Below are 21,065 nucleotides of genomic sequence, written 5' to 3' on the forward strand. Positions count from 1 at the left end.
CAATTCCACATGCTGTCTTTACTTTGTCTTAACAATTATCCTGTCATCTTTTTACATAGCCTTGACATTGAGTTCATTTTCTTCACCTATAGTTAAATTAAATAGAAAACATTAACGGGAGGTCATTCATTTGAATCGCACTTGGAGTAAAAAGGTTTTACCCATCACGCTCGTTTCTGCATTGGCATTTGGAAGTTTATCATGGTCCGGTGCGGATCGTGTTTCGGCAAAGGGGAACCCAAATAAAGAACCGGAAATCAAGAACGTCATTTTCCTTATCGGTGACGGCATGGGTGTTTCCTATACCTCCGCTTACCGGTATTTAAAAGATAATCCTGGTACGAAGGTGGCAGAACGGACAGAGTTTGATAAATACTTGGTTGGCCAGCAGATGACTTACCCAGAAGACTCTGCACAAAATATAACGGATTCAGCTTCAGCCGCTACGGCAATGTCTGCAGGAGTGAAGACTTATAACGCTGCCATTGCAGTGGATAATGATAAATCCGAAGTCAAAACAGTATTGGAAGCAGCAAAGGAAAAAGGAAAAGCGACGGGATTGGTTGCCACTTCGGAAATCACTCATGCTACGCCTGCATCTTTTGGCGCCCATGATGAAAATCGGAAAAACATGAATTCAATCGCAGACGATTATTATAACGAATTAATCAAAGGCAAACATAAAATTGACGTCCTATTGGGTGGAGGGAAGTCCAATTTTGTCCGGCCTGATGTCAATTTGGCGAAAGCTTTCGAAAAAGACGGTTACAGTTATGTGACGGATAAAAATCAAATGCTAAAGGACAAAAATGAGCAGGTTCTTGGTTTATTCGCTTCTGAAGGACTTCCGAAAATGATTGACCGCCCAAGTGAAACGCCTTCTTTGGCAGACATGACAAGTTCGGCGATCCAGCGCTTGAATAAAGATAAAGATGGATTCTTCCTTATGGTCGAGGGAAGCCAGGTCGATTGGGCAGGGCATGATAATGATATCGTAGGTGCAATGAGTGAAATGGAAGACTTTGAAAAAGCATACAAAGCGGCCATGGAATTTGCGAAGAAAGACAAACATACCTTAGTGGTGGCTACGGCGGATCACTCTACAGGAGGATTCTCGATCGGAGCAAAAGGAATATATAACTGGTACGGTGAGCCAATCAAGGCAGCCAAACGCACTCCTGACTTCATGGCGGATGCCATCGTCAAAGGCGCTGATGTCGAAAAGACGCTAAAGCAATATATTAACCAAAATGTAGTGAAGCTAACTGACGGTGAAATCAAAACGGTAACTGAAGCTGCCAAATCAAAAAATGTGACGAATGTCGATAATGCCATCGAAGCCATATTCGATAACCGGACCAATACTGCCTGGACTACTGGGGGACATACGGGTGAAGATGTTCCAGTCTATGCATACGGGCCTTATAAAGAACGTTTTGCCGGGCAGGTCGATAACACGGATCAAGCCAAAATCATTTTTGAGCTATTAAAGAAATAATGACTTCAGGGAGGGATTCAATGAACAGACTGATGATCGGTGCCCTGTTATTAACGGCATTTGGTGCTCTTAATACCCAACCAGCTTACGAAGAAGAAACGACAGCTAAAGAAAAAACAGAGGAAATTGCACGACCACTGGAAAAAAAGGATGTCTATGTTCCGAATCCGCAGCTTCCTGATGATATAAACTTGAACCAGATCGGACAGAACGTTTCCGATGCCAAAGGCGAATTAACTTTGAAGGCCTATAAAAAAGTGAATGAAACGTTGAATGTTGGCCCGATCGAGGTTAACATCAAAGAAATGAAAGTGATGCATGCCACTCCGGATTACAGCATGATCGATTTCTTCCACGGCTATACGCATGATGAAGATTTCGATATCGTAAAAGTGAACGTGGAAATCAAAAACAATTCGGATAAAAAAATTAAGTTTTCGCCAGTTGCTTTCCTTGAAACGGACAGAGGAGAACATCTGACATGGGAAGATGAGATCTATTTGGAAGAACTTACTGGTGAAATAGAAGGAAACGGTTCAAAAAGCGGAAACATTGGTTTCATTCTAAATGATGGAAACATAAAAGGCATATCCGTCATGTCAAGTGATGCGGTGGATGACGAAGGGAAAGTCCTTGCAAAAGGCAAGTCAGCTGAATTCGCTTTTTAAAGAATATGTATAAATGGCTTGGAAAAATAAAATACTAGAACAAGTGATGGGGATTACTATCACTGAACGGAATATCCAAATCCTAATGATGAGGTGACACAGAATGAGCTATAAAGATCAATTAGATCCACATTCTCAAAAGTTTCACCATAATTGGACAAGACCTAAGCGTTCAAAATCTCAAGTTAATGGCCACACGCAAGAATCACAAACAAACATTATACTAAGAAGCAATGCAAAGGCTCACAGGTGGTAACGGATATTTCCTACAAAGAAGGAGGCTCCCAGCGAGTCTTCTTCTTTATATTTAGAATCATCTTAATCCAAGCAAGGCATTCATGGCTTTTCAATCATAATTATGATACCATTTACCTTTAAGATTGAAGTGATGAGCTTGGCGTGAAACTGGAGTCGATTGAAAGTTTCACCTTATACGAATAGAGGACGTGAATTGTAATGATTAAAATTGAAATCCCTGCAGCGGATATAAGCATCAAACAAAGAAAGCAAGTTATAGAAGGAGACGAAGCTGTCATTCCTGAAATTTACGGGTTTATCGATTTTCATTTGATTCCCCGTGATAAAGGCGGCATCATCTTGTTTTACAATGAGAATGATGAACTGATTTTTGTCGGTAAAGCCCGTAAATTAAGACCAAGGGTCAAGAAGCATTTCGAGGATAACGTATCTCCGATTAAAGAGCATCGTAATGAAGTCAAGAAAATTGACATTCTTTTAGTCGAAGACGCTATGGAACGTGAAATCTATGAAACGTACATGATCAATAAGCTTCATGCTAAATACAACGTCGATAAAGTGTTTTATAAATAAGAAACACCTATGAAAAGCTGATTGCATATGCACTCAGCTTTTTTGTGTTTATATATGTACAGAAATAATTTCGTACATTTACAGCAGCTACATGTTAGGTTAACAATGTTGGTTTATATTTAGAGTATTCCAATACATTCTCAGGAGGAAGCTATTGAGAAAATACTTTGTAAAAAGGTGTTGGTTATCTCGATCGGGACAGTGATTGCCTTTGGGAATTTAACGTGGTCCGTATCACAAGCTTCTAAACTGGCGAAACAGAGAGAGATTGAAACTTTTGAACAAAAGACAGTAACATCTTCAGGGTGGGAAATGGCGGAATAAGCACAATGGCCAATAATTTTTTTCTCGATTTGCAACAAAGAAAAAGAAAAATGTATTGGATAATGAAACGTTGTTAATGATCAGCTGCTTGTAAATATTGAAGTACATTAAAATGATTAAATGCAATGGAGGTTTCTTACACATGATGTAATGTGTGATGGGGCTTCCATTTAATTTTTATTGTTTTAATGTAAGCCCCTTTCATTTATCCATGTGTCGGAGCAAGCGTGATTACATGGGTTCAAGAGAAGTATTCGGAGGCAATTTTGAAAAAAACTTGCAAATAGTAATGATTACGTTTTATTATTAGAGAGTGTTTTTATATGGAGATTGCTTTGGTGTTTAAATCGTAATGATTTTGATTTACTTTAAGCAAAGAAATTAGGTAAAGGAGTGGTACGGGTTGGAGATGAAGAAAATTCCGGTTACGGTATTGAGTGGATACCTTGGTGCAGGAAAGACGACGCTTTTGAATCATATTCTTGAGAATCGGGATGATCTGAAGGTTGCCGTCATCGTTAATGATATGAGTGAAATCAATATTGACGCTTCGCTGGTCAAACAAGGAGGGTTTACCCGGACGGATGAAAAACTGGTGGAAATGCAGAATGGCTGCATTTGCTGTACGCTTCGTGAGGATTTGATGATTGAAGTGGAGAAATTGGCGAAACAAGGGGACATTGATTACATCGTGATTGAATCGACTGGGATAAGCGAACCGGTCCCTGTAGCCCAAACCTTCTGTTATGTTGATGAAAGCATGGGAATTGATTTATCGAAATCTTGCCGGCTTGATACGATGGTTACCGTTGTTGACGGGTATAATTTTTGGCAAGACTTCACTTCCGGAGAAACGCTTATTGATAGGATGCAGGCAACTGATGCTGCGGATGGCAGGGAAGTGGTCGATCTATTAATAGATCAGATAGAGTTCGCCAATGTCATCCTGTTAAATAAAATCGATCTGATGGATGCTGATACCGTCGCGGAATTGAAGGCGGTTCTTCATAAAATGAATGCCGATGCGAGAATTATCGAAACAAACCATTCCAAGGTGCCGCTAAAGGATGTATTGAATACACATTTATTTGATTTTGAAGAGGCAAGCCAAGGAGCCGGCTGGATAAAGGAATTGAATGAAGAGCATATCCCGGAGACCTTGGAGTATGGGATTTCTTCCTTCGTTTACAGGAGGGGAATACCCTTTCATCCCGAACGGCTGATGGAGTGGTTGGAAAACTGGCCCGTACAAGTGGTGAGGTCGAAGGGATTCCTTTGGCTGGCATCGAGAAATGATACGGCAGGCTTGCTTTCGCAGGCAGGACCGTCATTGACTTTACAAGCAGCCGGTAAATGGATTGCAGCTTACCCTGAGGAAGAACAGCGCCAAATTTTAAAGGAAGCACCTGAATTATTGGAACGGTGGAATGCAGTATACGGTGACAGGATGACGGAGCTTGTGCTGATTGGCATTCAAATGAATCAACAGGAACTCGAAAATGAATTAGATCAATGCTTATTGACGGAAATGGAGATGCAGCAGGATTGGTCTCTTTATGAAGATCGATTGCCTGCATTTACGGAAATCGTTCATTAAAAAACTTTAGGAGGAAATAGAAATGAGAGTAAACATTACGTTAGCATGCATAGAATCAGGGGACCGAAATTATATTACGACGAAAAACAAGCGGAATAATCCGGACAGGATCGAATTGAAAAAGTACTGCCCGCGATTGAAGAAACACACGCTTCACCGTGAAACGAAGTAATTTTAAGGTTTAAATCGTAATGATTATGTTTTATCGAAGAGAATGGATGTGAAAGGAGGGAAGTTCATGTTGGAATGGATCATTGTTGGCGGAGGCATTCAAGGTATGACGATGGCTGCATTTTTACTTAAGTCAGGAAAAACGACGGTGGACCAGCTGGCGATTGTCGATAGAAATGAAGAACCATTGGCAAGATGGAAGCAGTGTACGGAAGTCATTTCAATGCCATATTTACGTTCTCCATCCGTACACCATCTGGATGTGAATCCCTTCAGCCTGCAGAAATATGTGGAGAAGGCAGACTGGAAAAATAACTTTTACGGCCAATATAAGCGGCCATCCCTACAATCCTTCAATGAACATTGTGTTCACTTGGCTGATGATTTAACCATTAAGCAGGCATGGGTGCAAGGGGAAGTCATCTCTGCCTGCAAAACGGGACAGGGCTGGGAAATCCAATTGCAAAACAAGCGACGGCTTGAGGGGCAAAAACTTGTGATTTCAATTGGCATTGGCGAACAGCCTTATTGGCCTGAATGGGCACGGCAATTCAAACAAGAGCATGGGGGTCCCGTTTACCACATATTCGATGAAAATATTCCGGAGCTGACACAATTACAGGGACCCATTACGATCATTGGGGGCGGCATATCTTCTGTCCATCTCGCTTTAAAGCTGAGTAATATCTATCCACATGATGTGACGGTTCTGAAGAGGCATCCTTTTAGAATTCATGATTTCGACAGTGATCCTGGTTGGTTGGGGCCGAAAAAACAGCGACCTTTCCGTGCTATATCCAGCTTTCAAAAAAGACGCGAGACCATTATCCAGGCCCGTAATAAGGGATCCATCCCACCTGACTTACATAAAGCTCTGATGAATCAGGTTAAACAGGGATTATTGCGTGTCATGGATGTTGAGGTGAAAAGCGCTGTGTGGAGGGACGGGCATATCAGCCTCAGGGATAAAAACGAAAAGGTCATTCAACAAACAGGGACGATCCTTTTAGCGACCGGCTTTAAGTCATCATTGCCAGGGAAGGATTGGCTGACGCCAGTCATCCGGTCGCATGATTTACGTTGCGCGGAATGTGGTTATCCAATTGTATCGCAGTCGTTGCAATGGGGACCTGGTTTATATGTCACGGGTGCATTGGCTGAACTTGAAATGGGACCGATATCCAGGAATATATCGGGAGCAAGACAGGCAGCGGAACGAATTGTGAATAGTTTATAGATTTTTCATACATTCAAGATTTAAAAAAAGGAGAATATAAATGGCGAAAAAATCCAAGGTGATAAAAGCGCAAAAACAGTTGGCAATGGTCGAAAAGTATGCAGAACTTAGAAAGGAATTGAAGGAGAAAGGGGATTATGCCGCATTGGCCAAACTCCCTCGTGATTCCTCGCCGACAAGGGTCCACAATCGTTGTGGAGTAACGGGGAGGCCCCGTGGATATATGCGGAAATTCAACATGTCGCGTATCGTTTTTAGGGAACTTGCTCATAAAGGGCAACTGCCGGGTGTCAAAAAGTCAAGCTGGTGAAGCGGGGAGTTCTAAATCATTCATAAGAAAAGGAGCCCTTGTTAAACAAGGGCTCCTTCCCATTCAAAAGTGTTTGCTTACTTGACTGCCTTTAATGCTTGTTCGGATATATAGAAGTCTTTTCCGTTGTAAACGGTGATCGCATTAATTTCTTTTTGTTTAGTGGATTTAGGAGTCTTGCTGATAACGATATTCTTATTTGCAGGCAACTCCACTTTTTGCTGCCCCTTTTTCGCTACGAAAACCGGGTTATTCGGGTCTGTAACATCAATGCGGGTTGAATATCCTTTTTTCTCAAAGGAATCTTTAGCATTCATGTATAGTTTGTTCGATAATTTTTGTAAATCAAAGCCCATGAATTCGGCCATTTTTTTAGCGAGGTCTGTATTCTCCACTAATCCAGTCGGTTTTGAAGGGCCATAAGAATACAGGAATACGTCTTCACCTGTATGACCGCCAGTTGTAAAGCCAATGTTGGCACGGTTAGCAAGCAGCTTTGTCATTTCAGCACCTACGTTTTTAGAAGAGGTAAGTTTTGCTGTTTCTTCAGAAGTCAGATTATCCAGTCCATACAGTGCCGCAACTTCTTTCAGATTGGAATGATCTGGTTTTAGCTTACTTAAGGCCCCTTCAACAGTCATTTTCGCTTTCTTTAATGGATCGATATAAGCTGATACGGGTGTTTCAGGGTAGGAGGAGTTCGTGTTTACGTTACCCATTGTAATTCCGCTGTTCCCATGGTCCGTTACAGCAATGACCATCGTGTTTCCGTCATTTTTTGCAAACGTAAGGGCTTCGTTCACGGCATCATCAAAAGCTAAAGTATCACTAATCATTCCGATCGTGTCGTTTCCGTGAGCAGCCCAGTCAATCTTGCTTCCTTCAACAAATAAGAAGAAGCCATCTTTATCTTTTTTCAAGGTTTTAAGGGCTTTATTGGTCATTTCAGCTAAAGTGGGTTCACTTGGCTTTGTTGTTTTACGATCTAAATCATATGCCAGGGCGCTTGGTGCAAAGCTTCCCCAAATTTTATTCGATTTGGATTTTAACAGCTCGTCACGGGTTTCAACAAAATCATATTTGTCTTCATCGAGCACTTCCAAAAGGTTTTCTCCATCAATTCTTGCATTTTTTGTTTTACCTGGTAAAAGGGATTCTTTGCCCCCTCCCAAAACGACGTCAATCCCCTGATAAACCTGCTGTTCCGCAATATCACCATAATTGCTTCGATGTGTCACGTGAGCGGAGAAGCCTGCGGGTGTAGCATGCTGGATTTCAGATGTAGAAATGATGCCCGTAGCCTTTCCGGCTTGTTTCGCACCCTCCAAAACGTTAGCGACTGGTTTATGGACATTTTTCGGATTAACTGGATCGAGCCCTGGAGAATTAACGATGGTTGGTAGGACACCGACAAATTTATCATTTGATTTATTTCCTGTCGCAAGCGCTGTTGCTGCAGGAGCTGAGTCGGTAATCGCCGATTCAGCCGAGTATGTACGCATGCCGCCAGACAGCATTTCGTCCATGGCTAGATTATCGCCTTTATACCACCTTGAAAGGGTTGTTGCTCCTGTGCTTGTTCCATCCATCACCATCATGATGACGTTGGTTGGTTCTTTTTTCTTGTCTTTAGCCTGGACATCTTCCTTCATTGTTGAAATACCAAGTGATGATATGGCCACCGCGCCCGCTAAAGTAATTCCTGCTACCTTTTTGCTCATTTTCCCCAAAATGCATACCTCCAAAAATATGATTACTTTTAGGATAAATGCAGTATATTAAGAAATTACTTCAAGTAAGTTAAGAAAGGTTTTTTATCTGTAAATTTTGTTTGAAGAATAGAGTGAACGTTAAAAAAAGCAGTAGTCTATAAGACTCTGCCTTTTTAGGATGGTTTTTACCTTTGGAAAAATTCAATCCACTCTTTTTCCGGTCCATATACGTAGAAATAGCGATAACCATTCGGAAGGGTGACGATCTCTTCATCAATCAGTTCGGTGTTATCCAAGCTTTTGATCCGGTCATATTCTTCTTCGATATCATCCACGGTAATGGCAAAATGGTGGATCGTTGCTTCGGAGGGAAGTGTGTCGCTATATCCCTGAATCAGTTCTATTTCTGTTTCGTCCGACTCTTCGTAACCGAGGAATGCCAGTTCGATCACTCCATTAGTATGAGTCATGCGTGCCTTTAATTTTAAATCCAGCACATCTTGATAAAAGGCGATGGATTTTTCAAGATCTTTTACAACAACGCCAATGTGATCGACCCTTTTTACAGCCAAGAAATCTTCCTCCTTCATTAAATCCGTAAGCAACTTGCTAATAGTAGTATATATAAGATTATTCGGAATTAAATTACTTTTTTATAGCCGTTTTTAGATAATTTTTAAAATGATGTTAATAAAGGGAAAGTATTGGTGAATAATGAAAAATGATAAATGGCTTATGGGATAATACTTTTCTTCCATAGTATCTCTTGATAGATTCTTTTCTTGGAAAGAAATGTATTCATCATTTTCCAGGGCAAAAATTTGTTTCTAAATGGAATAGTCGATATACTATGGAAACAACTCCATTATTAATGGATAGGAGAGGAGAGGTAGTATGGGAAAAATTCGTGAAGGTGAAGTTTTCACTCTAACTGATGACAGTGATGAAGGCCATGAAGTTGAGGTTTTAGGTTCATTGGATGTAGAAGGAACGGAATATGTTGCAGTAGGCTTGCTTGAAGATATTGAAGAGGATACGGATGAAGATATCGATATTTTCTTTTTCAGGGTCGAAGGCGAAGGTGAACTGCTCGATATCGAATCGGATGAAGAATTCGAAAAGGTATCATTGGCGTTTGAAGCGGCATTTGAAGCGAAAGAATGACAAGATAAAAGACGGCACAATGTGTGCCGCCTTTTTTATATGTATAAGGAAAGTATCGGCCCCGCCTTCGCCAAATACCATGATAGCCACGCGTGCTATCCAGCCTTACTTAAGTATAGGGTTGTATTATTGATAGGACGTGTACTCCATATGAAGGTTTTGTTAATAAACGGAGTATTTTTCCATATCAAAGGCATAGGATAAAAAAGCGGAGGTGATGGGATGGCCGTTGTAAAGCACACTGATGCCGATATTGCCTTATTGGCAAGATTGCTTAGGGCGGAAGGCGAGGGTGAAGGTGATCAAGGCATGCTGATGATCGGTAATGTAGGGGTCAATCGGATTAGGTCGAATTGTTCCGATTTCAAGGGGTTGAGGACGATTCCAGACATGATTTATCAGGAGCATGCCTTTGAGGCTGTACAGAAGGGGTATTTTTATCAGCGGGCAAGAGACAGGGAAAAGAGGCTTGCACGCCGTAGCGTAAGCGGCGAAAGGCTATGGCCTTCGAAATTTAGCCTATGGTACTTCAGGCCACCGGGAGATTGCCCGGCAACCTGGTATAATCAGCCCCTTGTTGGGCGTTTCAAGCTCCATTGCTTTTATGAACCAACAGGTACAGAATGTCCCAACATTTATAATACATTTTAAGGAAATGGCTGAACCTAATGGGGGGTTGGCCTCTTTGTGCATCAATCCTTAACTTGGAAAAAACATATGATAAAACTGGCAAATGATTTACTGATACTGTAAAATTGAGACTGTAAATTTCCGGATAAGAAAGGAATAAAAAATTGATGAGTAAAAGGCTTATTGATTATGGACAAGGGCAAATGGGAGAACAGCCGGAGGATAGTACCGAGAAATTCAAGTCTTTCATGGAGAACAACCCGGACGCCATTTCCATTGTTGATCTGGAAGGAAAGACCCTTCAGGTGAATGCAGCATTTGAAGAGTTTTTCGGATGGACGAATGATGAGCTCATTGGCATGCCGTTTCCAATTATTCCTGATTTCTTGAAGGAGTCAGTCAATGAATTGCATGACCAAATTAAGGCTGGGGTACAAAAGAAAGGCTTTGAAACGGTCAGGTTAAGGAAGGATGGCCAGTTAATCGATGTAAGCATCTCCCTGTTCAATATCCGCGATAATGAAAATGAGCCGTGCGCTTTGGTTTTCGTTTATCGGGATATTACGAATCAAAAACTTGCTGAAGCTGCCTTGAAGGAAAGTGAACAAAGGTATCGCAGTTTAGTGGAGGTGTCACCTGAAGCGATTTTCGTACATCGCAATGGGATCATCGAGTATATGAATCCCATGGGGGCAAAAATGCTTGGGATGGATAGTGTGGAAGATATTATCGGTAAATCGGTTTTTCAGTTCGTCCACCTGGAGTCCCGGGAAAGTGTACAAAAAAGAATCGAAATCATGAGGGACGATCATCAGGCGGTTGGTTTACTGGAACAAAAGTTCATTCGGCTTGACGGACAAGAATTTTATGGAGAAACACTCGGTCTTCCGATTATTTATAAAGGGCAACCAGCCATACAGGTATTCTGTAGGGATATTACGGAGCGTAAAAAGACCGAAGAGCTGCTCTGTAAATCCAATATGTTATCGGCAGTGGGACAGATGGCTGCAGGCATCGCACATGAAATAAGAAATCCATTAACTACGGTCAAAGGGTTTTTGCAATTATTAAGGGAAGACCCTGAGCAAAAGGACTATCTTGAAATGACGGTCAGTGAAGTTGAAAAAATCGAAGTCCTGGCCAATGAGTTTTTAAGTTTAGCAGGGCCTGAAGCGAAGGTTTGTGAACTCATTCAGCTTAACGAGATATTGGACAGTGTGATTACGTTAGCCGAATTTCAAGCGATATTGAATGATGTCGAAATCATCAAGGAATATACTACGGATACGGCATCTGTCTTTGGCGAACCGAATCAGTTAAAACAAGTATTCACGAATGTCGCCAATAATGCGATAGAAGCCATGCCGAATGGGGGTAAACTTCATATACAGTTAAACCATGAAGGTGACTCTGCGATGATCCGGTTCATTGATGAAGGCTGCGGAATCTCAAATGAACGAATGAAGCATCTAGGGCAGCCTTTTTATAGTACATCTGAAAAAGGAACAGGGTTTGGGCTCATGGTCAGCACCAAAATCATCCATGAACATAATGGGGAAATTCATTTCACTAGCGAAGTGGGAGAAGGGACGATTGTGGATATCAGTCTCCCTATCTATGAAAGTTCACAATGAAAAGTGACGAGAAGCCATGCTCTCGTCACTTTTTGGTTCAAAGTTTAACGATCGTCCTGCCTCTTGCTTCCCCTTTTAATAGGGTAGGAAGGACGTCAGGCAATTCTTTAAGTGTAATTTCCTGTTGAACGAGCTGTTCCAAATCCTCCAGTTTAAAGTCGGTGGCAAGGCGTTGCCAAACTTTCAATCTTGTATCCATCGGGCAATTGACCGAATCGATCCCAAGTAGATTAACACCTCTTAGGATGAATGGAAAGACGGTGGCAGGAAGGCTTGTCCCAGCTGTCAATCCGCTGACCGCCACAGCTCCGCCATACTTGATTTGGCTAAGGACCGAAGCTAACGGTTCACCGCCGACGGGATCTACCGCCCCGCTCCACTTCTGTTTGCCCAGAGCCCGCAGCTTGCCATCATATACATCTTCACGCGATACAATGGTCGACGCACCGATTGCCTTCAAATATCCATGTTCCGATTCCTTTCCTGTACTAGCCTCAACGGAATAGCCAAGTTTGGAAAGGATCGAGACGGCAAAACTGCCGACCCCGCCAGTTGCACCAGTGACAAGAACGTTCCCTTGCTCAGGTGTGAGGTTATTTTCTTCCAGCCGCAGAACCGATAGTGCTGCAGTGAAACCGGCCGTTCCGATGATCATCGCCTCTTTCATTGTTAGGCCATCAGGAAGCGGGACGATCCACTCTGCAGGAACACGGGCAAATTGACTATAGCCCCCTGATTGGGAAACGCCAATTCCGTAGGAGGTCGCAATGACTTCGTCTCCTTCTTTAAAGCGGGAATCCTCAGATGAAACGACAACACCAGCCATATCAATTCCCGGAACGATCGGATAGCCGCTGACAATGTTTCCATTTGGAATGGCTGCAAGGCTATCTTTATAGTTCACACCGGAATAATGAACACGGATGAGCACTTCGCCTTGAGGTAGATCATCAAGTGATAAATGCTGAATGTTAACGGTGAATTGATCATCTTGCTTATTCACGACTAATGCATCAAATTGCTGTATCATGGTTCGTTCCCCCTTATAATAATGAATCTACCCCATTATAAAAGAAAAAATAGAGGAATGTATAATGATACAATTCGAAATAAGTAGCGCTTCCTTTTCTTTCTGCTTCTAAAAATGGTACTATTAGATTTGATTCAGTTCAGTTCATATTAAAGGAGATGTTTAACATGGCTAAAAAAGGATACATACTTATGGAAAATGGAGAAAAAATCGAATTCGATCTTTTCCCGAACGAAGCACCTAACACAGTGGCTAACTTCGAAAACTTGGCAAACACAGGATTTTATAATGGCGTAGTCTTTCACCGTGTAATCCCTGGTTTCGTAAGCCAAGGCGGAGATCCAACAGGTACAGGCGCAGGCGGAAGCGGCACACAAATCAAATGTGAAACAGAAGGAAACCCTCATAAACATGAGGCAGGAAGCCTATCTATGGCACATGCTGGAAAAGACACAGGCTCAAGCCAATTCTTTATCGTGCATGAACCACAACCGCATCTTAACGGTGTTCACACAGTATTCGGTAAAGTGACTTCTGGACTTGAAACAGCCAAAGCTATGAAAAATGGCGACAAAATGGAAAAAGTCGAAGTTTTTGACGCTGAATGATGGAAGCGAAAAGAGGGGGCAATATGCCCCCTCTTTCTTTTTGCTCTGTTCATGAGCGAAGACAGGGAAATATAGAGTCATTTTGGAGTCATGCTTTCAATGAAACGATATTTGACCCCTGTCAAGGTTTCTGAAATATCCCATAACCTTTTCGACGTTTCTTCATTATATAAGGTATGGATGACCTCGTCTTTTCTGGGAAAGCCTTTTCTGCCCTTCTTTCCATCGGGTCCGATATACTCCCCGCCTGTCAATGAAGGTTCCGTTGCGGCATAAAGGGTAGGCAATGCTCCCATACTTGCCGGCTGGGTGATGGTTTTGGAAAGAAAGTGCACGAATCTATTTATGGGTTTGCCGGAACCGCGGGACATGAGATTAGTATGGGAAAGGCCCGGATGACAGGCAACACTGATCGGGGTTGCGCCATGCTGGTTGAATTTATTCTGTAATTCGCAAGCGAAGAGTAGATTGGCCAGCTTGCTTTGCCCATAGTATTTCATTGGTTTATAACCGTTTTCACCATTTAGATTTTCGAAGTCTATATATCCATTGATGGCGGCCAAGCTGCTCAATGTGACCACACGCGATTTTGGCGTAGAAAGGATACGCGGAAGAAGGAGGCCTGTCAAAGCAAAATGACCGAGGTGATTGCTGCCGAATTGCAGCTCGAAGCCATCCTTTGTCCTACTGTAGGGCGGAATCATCACACCTGCGTTATTGATGAGGACGGAGAGAGATTCATAGTTTTCCTGAAAGGAAGCGGCAAAATGCCGAATGCTGCTCAAATCACTTAAATCCAGCTCCATCACACGTACATTTGCCTTTGGATGGACCGATAAGATTCTATCGACCGCCTTTTCACCCTTTGAAGCATTCCGGACCGCAAGGATGATCTCTGCCCCCTTACCGGCCAATGCAAAAGCCGTTTCGAAGCCAAGCCCGCTATTTGCACCAGTAATCACAATGGTTTGCCCCGATACATCTGCCATTTCTTCGCCATTCCACTTTTCAATCATCCAATCACACCTTTCCACACAGTCTTTACCTATCATATACCCAAATAATCCCTATATGTCACATTCTGTGCGGGGAACAGTGTGCTGTCGTCTATTTTTTTAAAAGATTAGCCGCCCATTAAGTAATCCATTATATTTTTCACGATCAAAATGACGGTCACGATGATAAATAATACTCTTACATATGCCACTCCTTTCTTAATGGCAAATTTAGAACCGGCCAACGCTCCTGCTATCATGGAGATCCCCATTGGAATTCCGTAGGAAAAGTTGACGGTATCAAGGAAAATGAACATGATCAGTGCCGCCAAATTACTTCCGAAGTTCAAAAATTTGGCATTTCCTGCAGAGTGCAAAAAATCAAAACCAATCATTAAAAAGGCAAACAAAATGAAGGATCCCGTTCCAGCGCCTAAAAAGCCATCATAAAAACCAATGGCAAATATAGCGAACGCAAATAGTGCAGCCTTTTGCCATGTGAGTGTATGGTAAGTCGATTTCTGGCCCCAGTCCTTTTTAAAAAAGGTATAGATGGCAATAGCTATTAGTAGAACCAAGATCATTGGCTTTAATAATTCAGGCGAGACGAAATTGACAACCCAAGCTCCTAGCAGGGAACCTATGAAAATCAATGGGAAAAGTTTTGAAACCAATTTGAAATCAACCTTACCTGAGCGAATGAAGGCAATGGTGCTTGTTAAAGACCCCATGGAACTTGCTAACTTATTCGTAGCGATCGCTGCTGACGGGGAAAGTCCTGAAAATAATAAAGCGGGTATCGAAATCAGGCCGCCGCCGCCGACCACGGAATCAATGAATGCTGCCAAAAATCCGAAAAACATCAGCAGCAATAGTGTCGAAATTTGTATATCTTCCATCCAAGAAGCCTCCGTATCGATGGCATTATGGCTGAAATGCTTGTTTTGCTGGAGCCATAATCCACGCGTTCATATTAGTCACTATTTAGATAGTAACTAATATGAACCGTTCTGTAAATAAGAATATTTGAGCCATACTGTTTGAAATCGAATAGATTTCGATAAGAGATTTGGTATGATAGGCATATAACTTACCAAAGCACTAGGAGGTACTATGCAAGATATCATTCAAAAACTACAGTCTCTCGGGTTTAGTCAATATGAAGCAAAGGCTTATGTTTCTTTGGTTCGCCAAGGCCCAACCAGTGCCTATCAAGTAAGCAAGGAGTCAGGAATTCCAAGGGCCCGCATCTATGAAATATTAAATGGACTGCAAGAAGAAGGAATCGTCTTAAAAGAGGAAATCAATGACTCGATAAAATATTCACCGCTGCCAGTCGATGTTTTTTTGGAATCGGTTCAATCAAAATGGAACAATACCTATCAATCCATCAGCCATACATTAAAGCAATTCGAGAAAAACGAACCGATGTCCGACAATCGTGTAATGACGCTTAAAGGTGAAGGGCACATCCTATCCTTCTGCCGTACCTTGATTCAAAAAGCCGAGAAGAGGGTGGTGGTTTCCCTATGGGACGAGATGTATGGAAAACTTGAACAAGAGCTAATAGGGGCCGCTGCGCATTGCACGCTGAAGGGGATTGCATTTCAGGTTGAAAACCCATTATCGGGTATAGATATTCATCGTCAAACAAGCTATGTGGAAAATATCGGGGAAAACAAATGGTTCATCTTATCCATTGATGGCAAGGAGACGATTTACGGCCCTTCGCCCGAAACGAGAGAAACGGCGTTTTACACAGATGATCCCATTCATATCAATTTTCTCGAAAATTACATTTGGCATGATATCCTCGTTAACCGCTTGGTTAAAAAGGATGAAGAAGATGCCGAGAAATGGATTTCAAGTGAGAGAGACCGTTTTTTCTCCCTATAAGATTTGAAAAAAAGAGCTGATAACCCCATATGCAGGGGATATCAGCTTTTTTATTTTGGCTCTTTTCGAAAAGATTGTTGTTTTTAAAACGACACTATTTAAGGTTGATTGGAGCGGAAGTGCGAGACTCCTGCGGGATTAGCAGGACAGGTGAGACCCCACAGGCGTTTACGCCGAGGAGGCTCACCGCCCGCCCCGCGGAAAGCGAGCATCTGGAGGGGAAATCAACCACACCGCACTACTTGTTAATAGCAACAAAGTATGCGAAAACAGCCTTTATTTTTCATTCGGATAAAAGGGTTTTAGGAAATTTAATGGCCGTGGGCAAGCTGGATTTATCTCGATAAGACCTGTAAGACACAATCGTATGATTATGCGCTTGAACGTCCAACTGAAGAACCTGTGAGCTTTTCATTTCCAAATAGTACGTAACGTCTTCTATTTGTAAATGATAAAAGGAAAAAGGTATCCCTAAAAGGTCTTTCCTGATTAGTTTTGTTTCGGGCTGATTGATGATGTGCTCACTCAATTCCGCTATCGTAACAGAAGTTGTTCCTGTAATGGCTGTTATTTTTTCTTTTGCATAATCGACTGCATGACTGAAAGTGCCGGCAATGTTCTTCAAGATTCCGTTCATGGGTGCATCTCCTTTGAATTAGGCTATGTATGTAGTATTAGACGCGGCTAATGGTTTATGCAAAAAAAACGGCAATGATGATATAGAATCGTCACTTTATGAACATGATTAAGAAGTGTGCAACAAATATAAAAGGGCAATCAAGAAAGGACAGAAGGTCAAAGCATGAGGAATAAAAAAATATTTATGGGCCTGCTTTTCATCGCAATCCTCGCTTTTTCAGCCGTGTTCATTCAGTTGAATATGGATGACAATTCCAGAGCGGAAAAAGGGGAGGACGACGATGCGGATAATCATGAGAGAATAGAGAAATTGCTGAATAAAATGACGCTTGAAGAAAAAATCGGACAGCTTATGATGGTCGGTTTCAAGGGGACTGAAAAGAGCGATGAAATTACGGAGCTCATCGAACAAAAACATATAGGAGGCGTCATCTATTTTGACCGCAATATGAAATCACCTAAACAAGTGGCCCGGTTATCCAACTCGCTTCAGCAAACGGCCAATCAAAGTGCACATTCGCTTCCGTTGATGGTGGCCATCGATCAGGAAGGGGGGGACATCATCAGGATGAAGGAAAGGGTATCGCCCCTCCCTGCGCAACAGGATCTTGGGAAAAATGCCTCTATTGAAGACATGTACAAGGTGGCCAGATTGAATGGGACAGAACTGGGATCCATGGGGATTAACATTAATTTTGCCCCTGTACTTGATCTATCAAAAACGGATAAACGTTCATTGGGGCAAGATCCGGAAAAGGTCTATCAATACGGAAAGAAAGCCATTCAAGGCTTGAATGAGGTATCGATAACGGGTGCATTGAAGCACTTTCCCGGCAACGGACGCAGCGAAATCGATCCGCATGTCGAAACTTCATCCGTGGAGGCCAACCAACTGGATCTGGAAAATTCGGATATCTATCCCTTCAAGCAAATCATAAGTGAAATGGATAACCAAAAGTTTTTCGTGATGGTGACCCACATTAAATATCCAGCCTATGATAAAGAAAAACCAGCAAGCCTTTCTAAAATCATCATAGAAGACCTGCTTCGGGGGAAACTCAAATATGAAGGACTTGTCGTTACCGACGATTTGGAAATGGGAGCCGTGAACAAGTACTTCTCCTATGATGAGATGGGGAAGCAGGCAATCCTTGCAGGAGCGGACTTATTACTTGTCTGTCATGAATATTCCCATGAGCTTGAGGTATATAACGGATTACTGCGAGCAGTAAAAGCAGGGGAAGTTCCAATGGATAGAATTAACGAGTCAGTGAAAAGAGTGCTGACATATAAACTTAACAACATGAAGCAAACGAAAGCTGACCCTGATCAAGCGGAAAAAGTCGTGAAAAATCCCGAAAGCATAAAATTCATCGAAAACCTGAGCGAGGATGAATAAAGCGAAACCGCTCTCTCAAAAAGGTGCTTTTGTTTAAATCAGCTGATAGAGGGAATACTATATAGGACTAACTTGAAGGAGGAAACTAACATGCCATCAAACAAAATGCTTGGAACCGTCCTGATAGGAGCAGCCGCATTTTTAATGCGCAATAAGAAAACCCGTGAAAAAACCATGAGTCAAATAAGATCTCTAGCCACACCAGAAACCATTGATAAGGTGAAGAGCCAATTCCAATCAATAACCAAAACAAAATCAAGTAACCCATCCGTACGTTAAGGTGAAATGATCCCATTAAGTTAATCTTAATGGGGCTTTTTTATGGTTTAATGAATTCATCATGCCGGTAAAAGGAAAAGCACTCGTTTCTTTCGAAGGCCATGGACAGGCATTCAAAAGTACAAGTGCTTTCATGAAGGATCAATGATCATTCAGCTTCATCTTCGCCGTCATTTTCTTTATTGAACCAAAGCGGATCCTCATTATCGACTTCACCATTATAATTAATCAGGATTTCCTCTCCTGCTTTTATGTCGGTGTAAGCAAAGAAATCAAACGTATGATTCTTGAAGTTTATGTCATACGTAGCGTTGGGTGTATAAGAATGATTAAACAGCATGCCATAGCCTAAAAGCATGGCAGTATGGTTAATTCCATATTCAAACGCATAATCAGCCAGCAATGTCTTCTCAATGAAAACATGCTCCTCGTTCGGATATGCAATGACAGGTGCCTCATGCAAAAGCTCACCTTTTTTAATATCTCGTGTTGCGAATACGCCTCTATTGAACTCGCCATCACTGAGTGTGGAAGTTTTAACTTCAATCATGTTCGTCACCTACTTGTTCTATTCAATATAGTCCAGATCATCTAAGCTTGACAGTTAATAAGAAGAAAAGCAACTATTTTACGGAATTAATCATTTTTAGTAAAAGAATCAGTTTGTTTTTAATGAGGCCCCGCCTGTACCGTAGGACGGAATTCCTCACATGAAGGGCGGCCGAAATGATCCTCGGAAGGTAGACCAATAAATAAGATGAAAACACCTCCGCTAGCAGGGAAGCTAGGGAGGTGTTTGATATATAGGTAAATCTGTTAATTCACACCGACAGCAGTAAAGGCATTTTTGACAGCCGTGACTTCTGAACTGCTTGAACCGTATAAATCAGAGGCCGATTGTATGACGGCCGCTCTGGCTTGTGAAAAAGTAGACGACGAAGTTAAATATGTTGTGTTTGCCCGATAAAAGATGGTTCCTAGTTTATCGATGCCGATTCCGGATACACTCACGCCATGGTGGGTTCCGCCTGCAGAGATTAAATAAGCTGCCTTATTAATGATTCCGCTGTTCGTGTGGACTCCGCCATTATCACCCGTTCCTGTATAACGGTTCGAATAATGGTCAGGGTCCCCATTCAATGTTGGATTAGCCATCGAGCGGAGTGCATCACCGGAAATGTTAGGTGTGTAAATATCTTCCCCGACCAAATAATCGGCTTTGGCACTTTGATTCTTAAATTCTACGACAGTGCCAAAAATATCAGATATCGCTTCATTCAAAGCACCGGATTCATATTGATAGGTAAGGTTCGATTCCGAGGAAGTGACGGCATGCGTCAATTCATGCGCAACGACATCGAGCCCGCCGGACAATGGGATGAACGTCGTGCCATCTCCATCACCGTAAACCATTTGGGTGCCATCCCAAAAAGCATTATTGTATCTTGAGCCATAATGGACGGTTGATTTCAGGATGGTTCCATTACCATCATAGGAGTTCCGGCCAAATGTGGATTTGTAATAATCATAGGTTTTACCCGCATAATAATGGGCATCCACCGCAGCTTTATCGGCAGAAGCAGTAAAAGCATTTGTTGTGTTGGAAAAGAGTGTACCAGGCAATCTTGAACGGTTATTGGCGTTATACGTGTAGATGCCTTTACCGCGTGTATTGTCTTGTAAGTAGTATTGACCGTTGGATAAGGTAGTGTTCAGCGACACCGTATTGTTTAAGACGCCAGTGCCCGTTCCGACGGAGTTGGTCCCCGTCACTTCATCCAATGTATTATATTTATTCAGGATTTTACCCGTTTTGACTGAAATGAAATAATTATGATTTCCTGGTTCCGGACTTAAGAATTTCAAATTGACTTTATATACATAATCGGCCTTGCCTTCATTTGCGTATACATACAGGTCAGATTCAGGTGATTGCTCGTAGGCAGGTGTGAACCCCAGATCCGCTTCAGCTATTTTGATAGCTTCGGATTCACTGATGCCTTTTTTAGCCTTTTTCCCTAATTTCGTGTTTAGATTGGCTTCAACCGTACCGGACACGACGGTCAATACACCTTTAGCGTCAATCAATACGGCTTGTGTGGAATTCCATACTGGTACGCCTTTATAGGTTTGTTGCAATTTAAGGACGGTATTGCCCAGTTCATCCTTGCTTTCTTTCTCGATCGTGAAGGAGTCCTTCGCCTTTTGCTTTTCTAGCTTGTAAGACTTTTTGTTCTCATCAAAAAAGGTAAGAATGATATCTTCTGCCGTTTGCTTTGAGGGGTCCGTAAGCTTCCCAGACTTGTATTCTAGCGAATCCCTATGCTTATTGTACTTTTCAACACTTAACACATTTTTTGCCGCTAAAGCTTCTTGATGGGGAATAGCAGAAAATAATAGACCGATTGATAGTGCAGTTCCTAAAAATACCTTACCTTTCATA

Annotated in this window: 23 protein-coding genes; 15 read left to right on the forward strand and 8 right to left on the reverse strand. The window is 42.1% G+C overall.

Annotated features, from left to right (window positions below; genetic code table 11):
• Window positions 1–130 precede the first annotated feature (130 nt).
• The 8 genes from ACFX4H_RS18935 to rpsN all read left to right on the forward strand — a co-directional run bounded on the left by ACFX4H_RS18935 (window position 131) and on the right by rpsN (window position 6,636).
• Window positions 131–1,498, forward strand: coding sequence for an alkaline phosphatase (locus ACFX4H_RS18935; protein WP_095395309.1), 1,368 nt, complete (start codon window positions 131–133; stop codon window positions 1,496–1,498).
• Window positions 1,499–1,518: 20 nt separating this feature from the next.
• On the forward strand, window positions 1,519–2,166 hold the full coding sequence (locus ACFX4H_RS18940; RefSeq protein ID WP_034310384.1) for a DUF4352 domain-containing protein: 648 nt from the start codon (window positions 1,519–1,521) through the stop codon (window positions 2,164–2,166).
• A 103-nt stretch (window positions 2,167–2,269) separates the two neighbouring features.
• Complete coding sequence (locus tag ACFX4H_RS18945) at window positions 2,270–2,422, forward strand: YpzG family protein (protein ID WP_072272311.1); 153 nt, start codon at window positions 2,270–2,272, stop codon at window positions 2,420–2,422.
• Window positions 2,423–2,616: 194 nt separating this feature from the next.
• On the forward strand, window positions 2,617–2,997 hold the full coding sequence (locus ACFX4H_RS18950) for a nucleotide excision repair endonuclease (protein ID WP_170946990.1): 381 nt from the start codon (window positions 2,617–2,619) through the stop codon (window positions 2,995–2,997).
• Window positions 2,998–3,730: 733 nt separating this feature from the next.
• Entirely contained in the window at window positions 3,731–4,918 is a 1,188-nt protein-coding gene (locus tag ACFX4H_RS18955) for a GTP-binding protein (protein ID WP_249599083.1), read from the forward strand.
• A 22-nt stretch (window positions 4,919–4,940) separates the two neighbouring features.
• Window positions 4,941–5,090, forward strand: coding sequence for a 50S ribosomal protein L33 (gene rpmG / locus ACFX4H_RS18960; protein ID WP_377436024.1), 150 nt, complete (start codon window positions 4,941–4,943; stop codon window positions 5,088–5,090).
• A gap of 66 nt (window positions 5,091–5,156) precedes the next feature.
• Window positions 5,157–6,326 (forward strand): FAD/NAD(P)-binding protein, encoded by a 1,170-nt coding sequence (locus ACFX4H_RS18965; protein WP_034310391.1) that lies wholly within the window; start codon window positions 5,157–5,159, stop codon window positions 6,324–6,326.
• Between the two features lie 40 nt (window positions 6,327–6,366).
• Window positions 6,367–6,636: a 30S ribosomal protein S14 gene (gene rpsN / locus ACFX4H_RS18970; protein ID WP_034310392.1), complete on the forward strand. Its 270-nt coding sequence runs from the start codon at window positions 6,367–6,369 to the stop codon at window positions 6,634–6,636.
• Window positions 6,637–6,713: 77 nt separating this feature from the next.
• Here rpsN and ACFX4H_RS18975 read toward each other — a convergent pair whose 3' ends face one another.
• Window positions 6,714–8,357: an alkaline phosphatase gene (locus ACFX4H_RS18975; RefSeq protein WP_082201233.1), complete on the reverse strand. Its 1,644-nt coding sequence runs from the start codon at window positions 8,355–8,357 to the stop codon at window positions 6,714–6,716.
• Between the two features lie 176 nt (window positions 8,358–8,533).
• Window positions 8,534–8,938 carry a VOC family protein gene (locus ACFX4H_RS18980; RefSeq protein WP_048683234.1) on the reverse strand — a complete coding sequence of 135 codons (405 nt, stop codon included), beginning with the start codon at window positions 8,936–8,938 and terminating at the stop codon, window positions 8,534–8,536.
• A 304-nt stretch (window positions 8,939–9,242) separates the two neighbouring features.
• Here ACFX4H_RS18980 and ACFX4H_RS18985 point away from each other — a divergent pair, with 304 nt between their 5' ends.
• From ACFX4H_RS18985 to ACFX4H_RS18995, 3 genes are all read left to right on the forward strand, one after another.
• Window positions 9,243–9,512, forward strand: a complete 270-nt coding sequence (locus tag ACFX4H_RS18985; RefSeq protein WP_034310405.1) for a DUF1292 domain-containing protein — start codon at window positions 9,243–9,245, stop codon at window positions 9,510–9,512.
• Between the two features lie 222 nt (window positions 9,513–9,734).
• Window positions 9,735–10,163 (forward strand): cell wall hydrolase, encoded by a 429-nt coding sequence (locus tag ACFX4H_RS18990; RefSeq protein WP_034310408.1) that lies wholly within the window; start codon window positions 9,735–9,737, stop codon window positions 10,161–10,163.
• A 146-nt stretch (window positions 10,164–10,309) separates the two neighbouring features.
• A complete protein-coding gene (locus ACFX4H_RS18995) occupies window positions 10,310–11,776 on the forward strand; it encodes a PAS domain-containing sensor histidine kinase (protein ID WP_377436025.1) in 1,467 nt (488 codons plus the stop codon).
• A gap of 37 nt (window positions 11,777–11,813) precedes the next feature.
• Here ACFX4H_RS18995 and ACFX4H_RS19000 read toward each other — a convergent pair whose 3' ends face one another.
• A complete protein-coding gene (locus ACFX4H_RS19000) occupies window positions 11,814–12,806 on the reverse strand; it encodes an NADPH:quinone oxidoreductase family protein (RefSeq protein WP_377436026.1) in 993 nt (330 codons plus the stop codon).
• Between the two features lie 167 nt (window positions 12,807–12,973).
• Between ACFX4H_RS19000 and ACFX4H_RS19005 the strand changes: the two genes are divergently transcribed.
• Window positions 12,974–13,414 carry a peptidylprolyl isomerase gene (locus tag ACFX4H_RS19005; protein ID WP_034310415.1) on the forward strand — a complete coding sequence of 147 codons (441 nt, stop codon included), beginning with the start codon at window positions 12,974–12,976 and terminating at the stop codon, window positions 13,412–13,414.
• 77 nt (window positions 13,415–13,491) lie between these two features.
• Here ACFX4H_RS19005 and ACFX4H_RS19010 read toward each other — a convergent pair whose 3' ends face one another.
• Window positions 13,492–14,430, reverse strand: coding sequence for an oxidoreductase (locus ACFX4H_RS19010; protein WP_241636469.1), 939 nt, complete (start codon window positions 14,428–14,430; stop codon window positions 13,492–13,494).
• A gap of 107 nt (window positions 14,431–14,537) precedes the next feature.
• Window positions 14,538–15,308 (reverse strand): sulfite exporter TauE/SafE family protein, encoded by a 771-nt coding sequence (locus ACFX4H_RS19015; RefSeq protein WP_034310419.1) that lies wholly within the window; start codon window positions 15,306–15,308, stop codon window positions 14,538–14,540.
• Window positions 15,309–15,522: 214 nt separating this feature from the next.
• On the opposite strand from ACFX4H_RS19015, the gene ACFX4H_RS19020 reads away from it, so the two are divergent.
• Window positions 15,523–16,305 (forward strand): TrmB family transcriptional regulator, encoded by a 783-nt coding sequence (locus tag ACFX4H_RS19020; protein ID WP_034310422.1) that lies wholly within the window; start codon window positions 15,523–15,525, stop codon window positions 16,303–16,305.
• 283 nt (window positions 16,306–16,588) lie between these two features.
• Here ACFX4H_RS19020 and ACFX4H_RS19025 read toward each other — a convergent pair whose 3' ends face one another.
• Window positions 16,589–16,942: a hypothetical protein gene (locus ACFX4H_RS19025; RefSeq protein ID WP_063589812.1), complete on the reverse strand. Its 354-nt coding sequence runs from the start codon at window positions 16,940–16,942 to the stop codon at window positions 16,589–16,591.
• A 165-nt stretch (window positions 16,943–17,107) separates the two neighbouring features.
• On the opposite strand from ACFX4H_RS19025, the gene nagZ reads away from it, so the two are divergent.
• Together nagZ and ACFX4H_RS19035 are read left to right on the forward strand one after the other, a co-directional pair.
• Entirely contained in the window at window positions 17,108–18,343 is a 1,236-nt protein-coding gene (nagZ, locus tag ACFX4H_RS19030) for a beta-N-acetylhexosaminidase (protein ID WP_377436027.1), read from the forward strand.
• A 90-nt stretch (window positions 18,344–18,433) separates the two neighbouring features.
• A complete protein-coding gene (locus ACFX4H_RS19035) occupies window positions 18,434–18,622 on the forward strand; it encodes a hypothetical protein (protein WP_034310424.1) in 189 nt (62 codons plus the stop codon).
• 148 nt (window positions 18,623–18,770) lie between these two features.
• On the opposite strand, the gene ACFX4H_RS19040 is transcribed toward ACFX4H_RS19035, so the two are convergent.
• On the reverse strand, window positions 18,771–19,172 hold the full coding sequence (locus ACFX4H_RS19040) for an SET domain-containing protein (protein WP_034310428.1): 402 nt from the start codon (window positions 19,170–19,172) through the stop codon (window positions 18,771–18,773).
• 266 nt (window positions 19,173–19,438) lie between these two features.
• The gene (locus ACFX4H_RS19045) at window positions 19,439–21,064 is read right to left on the reverse strand and encodes a M4 family metallopeptidase (protein WP_063589813.1); all 1,626 of its coding nucleotides are present in this window, start codon (window positions 21,062–21,064) and stop codon (window positions 19,439–19,441) included.
• Between the last annotated feature and the right edge of the window lies 1 nt (window position 21,065).

The organism is Peribacillus sp. YIM B13477, assembly GCF_042787955.1.
GTDB classification, from domain to species: domain Bacteria; phylum Bacillota; class Bacilli; order Bacillales; family DSM-1321; genus Peribacillus; species Peribacillus frigoritolerans.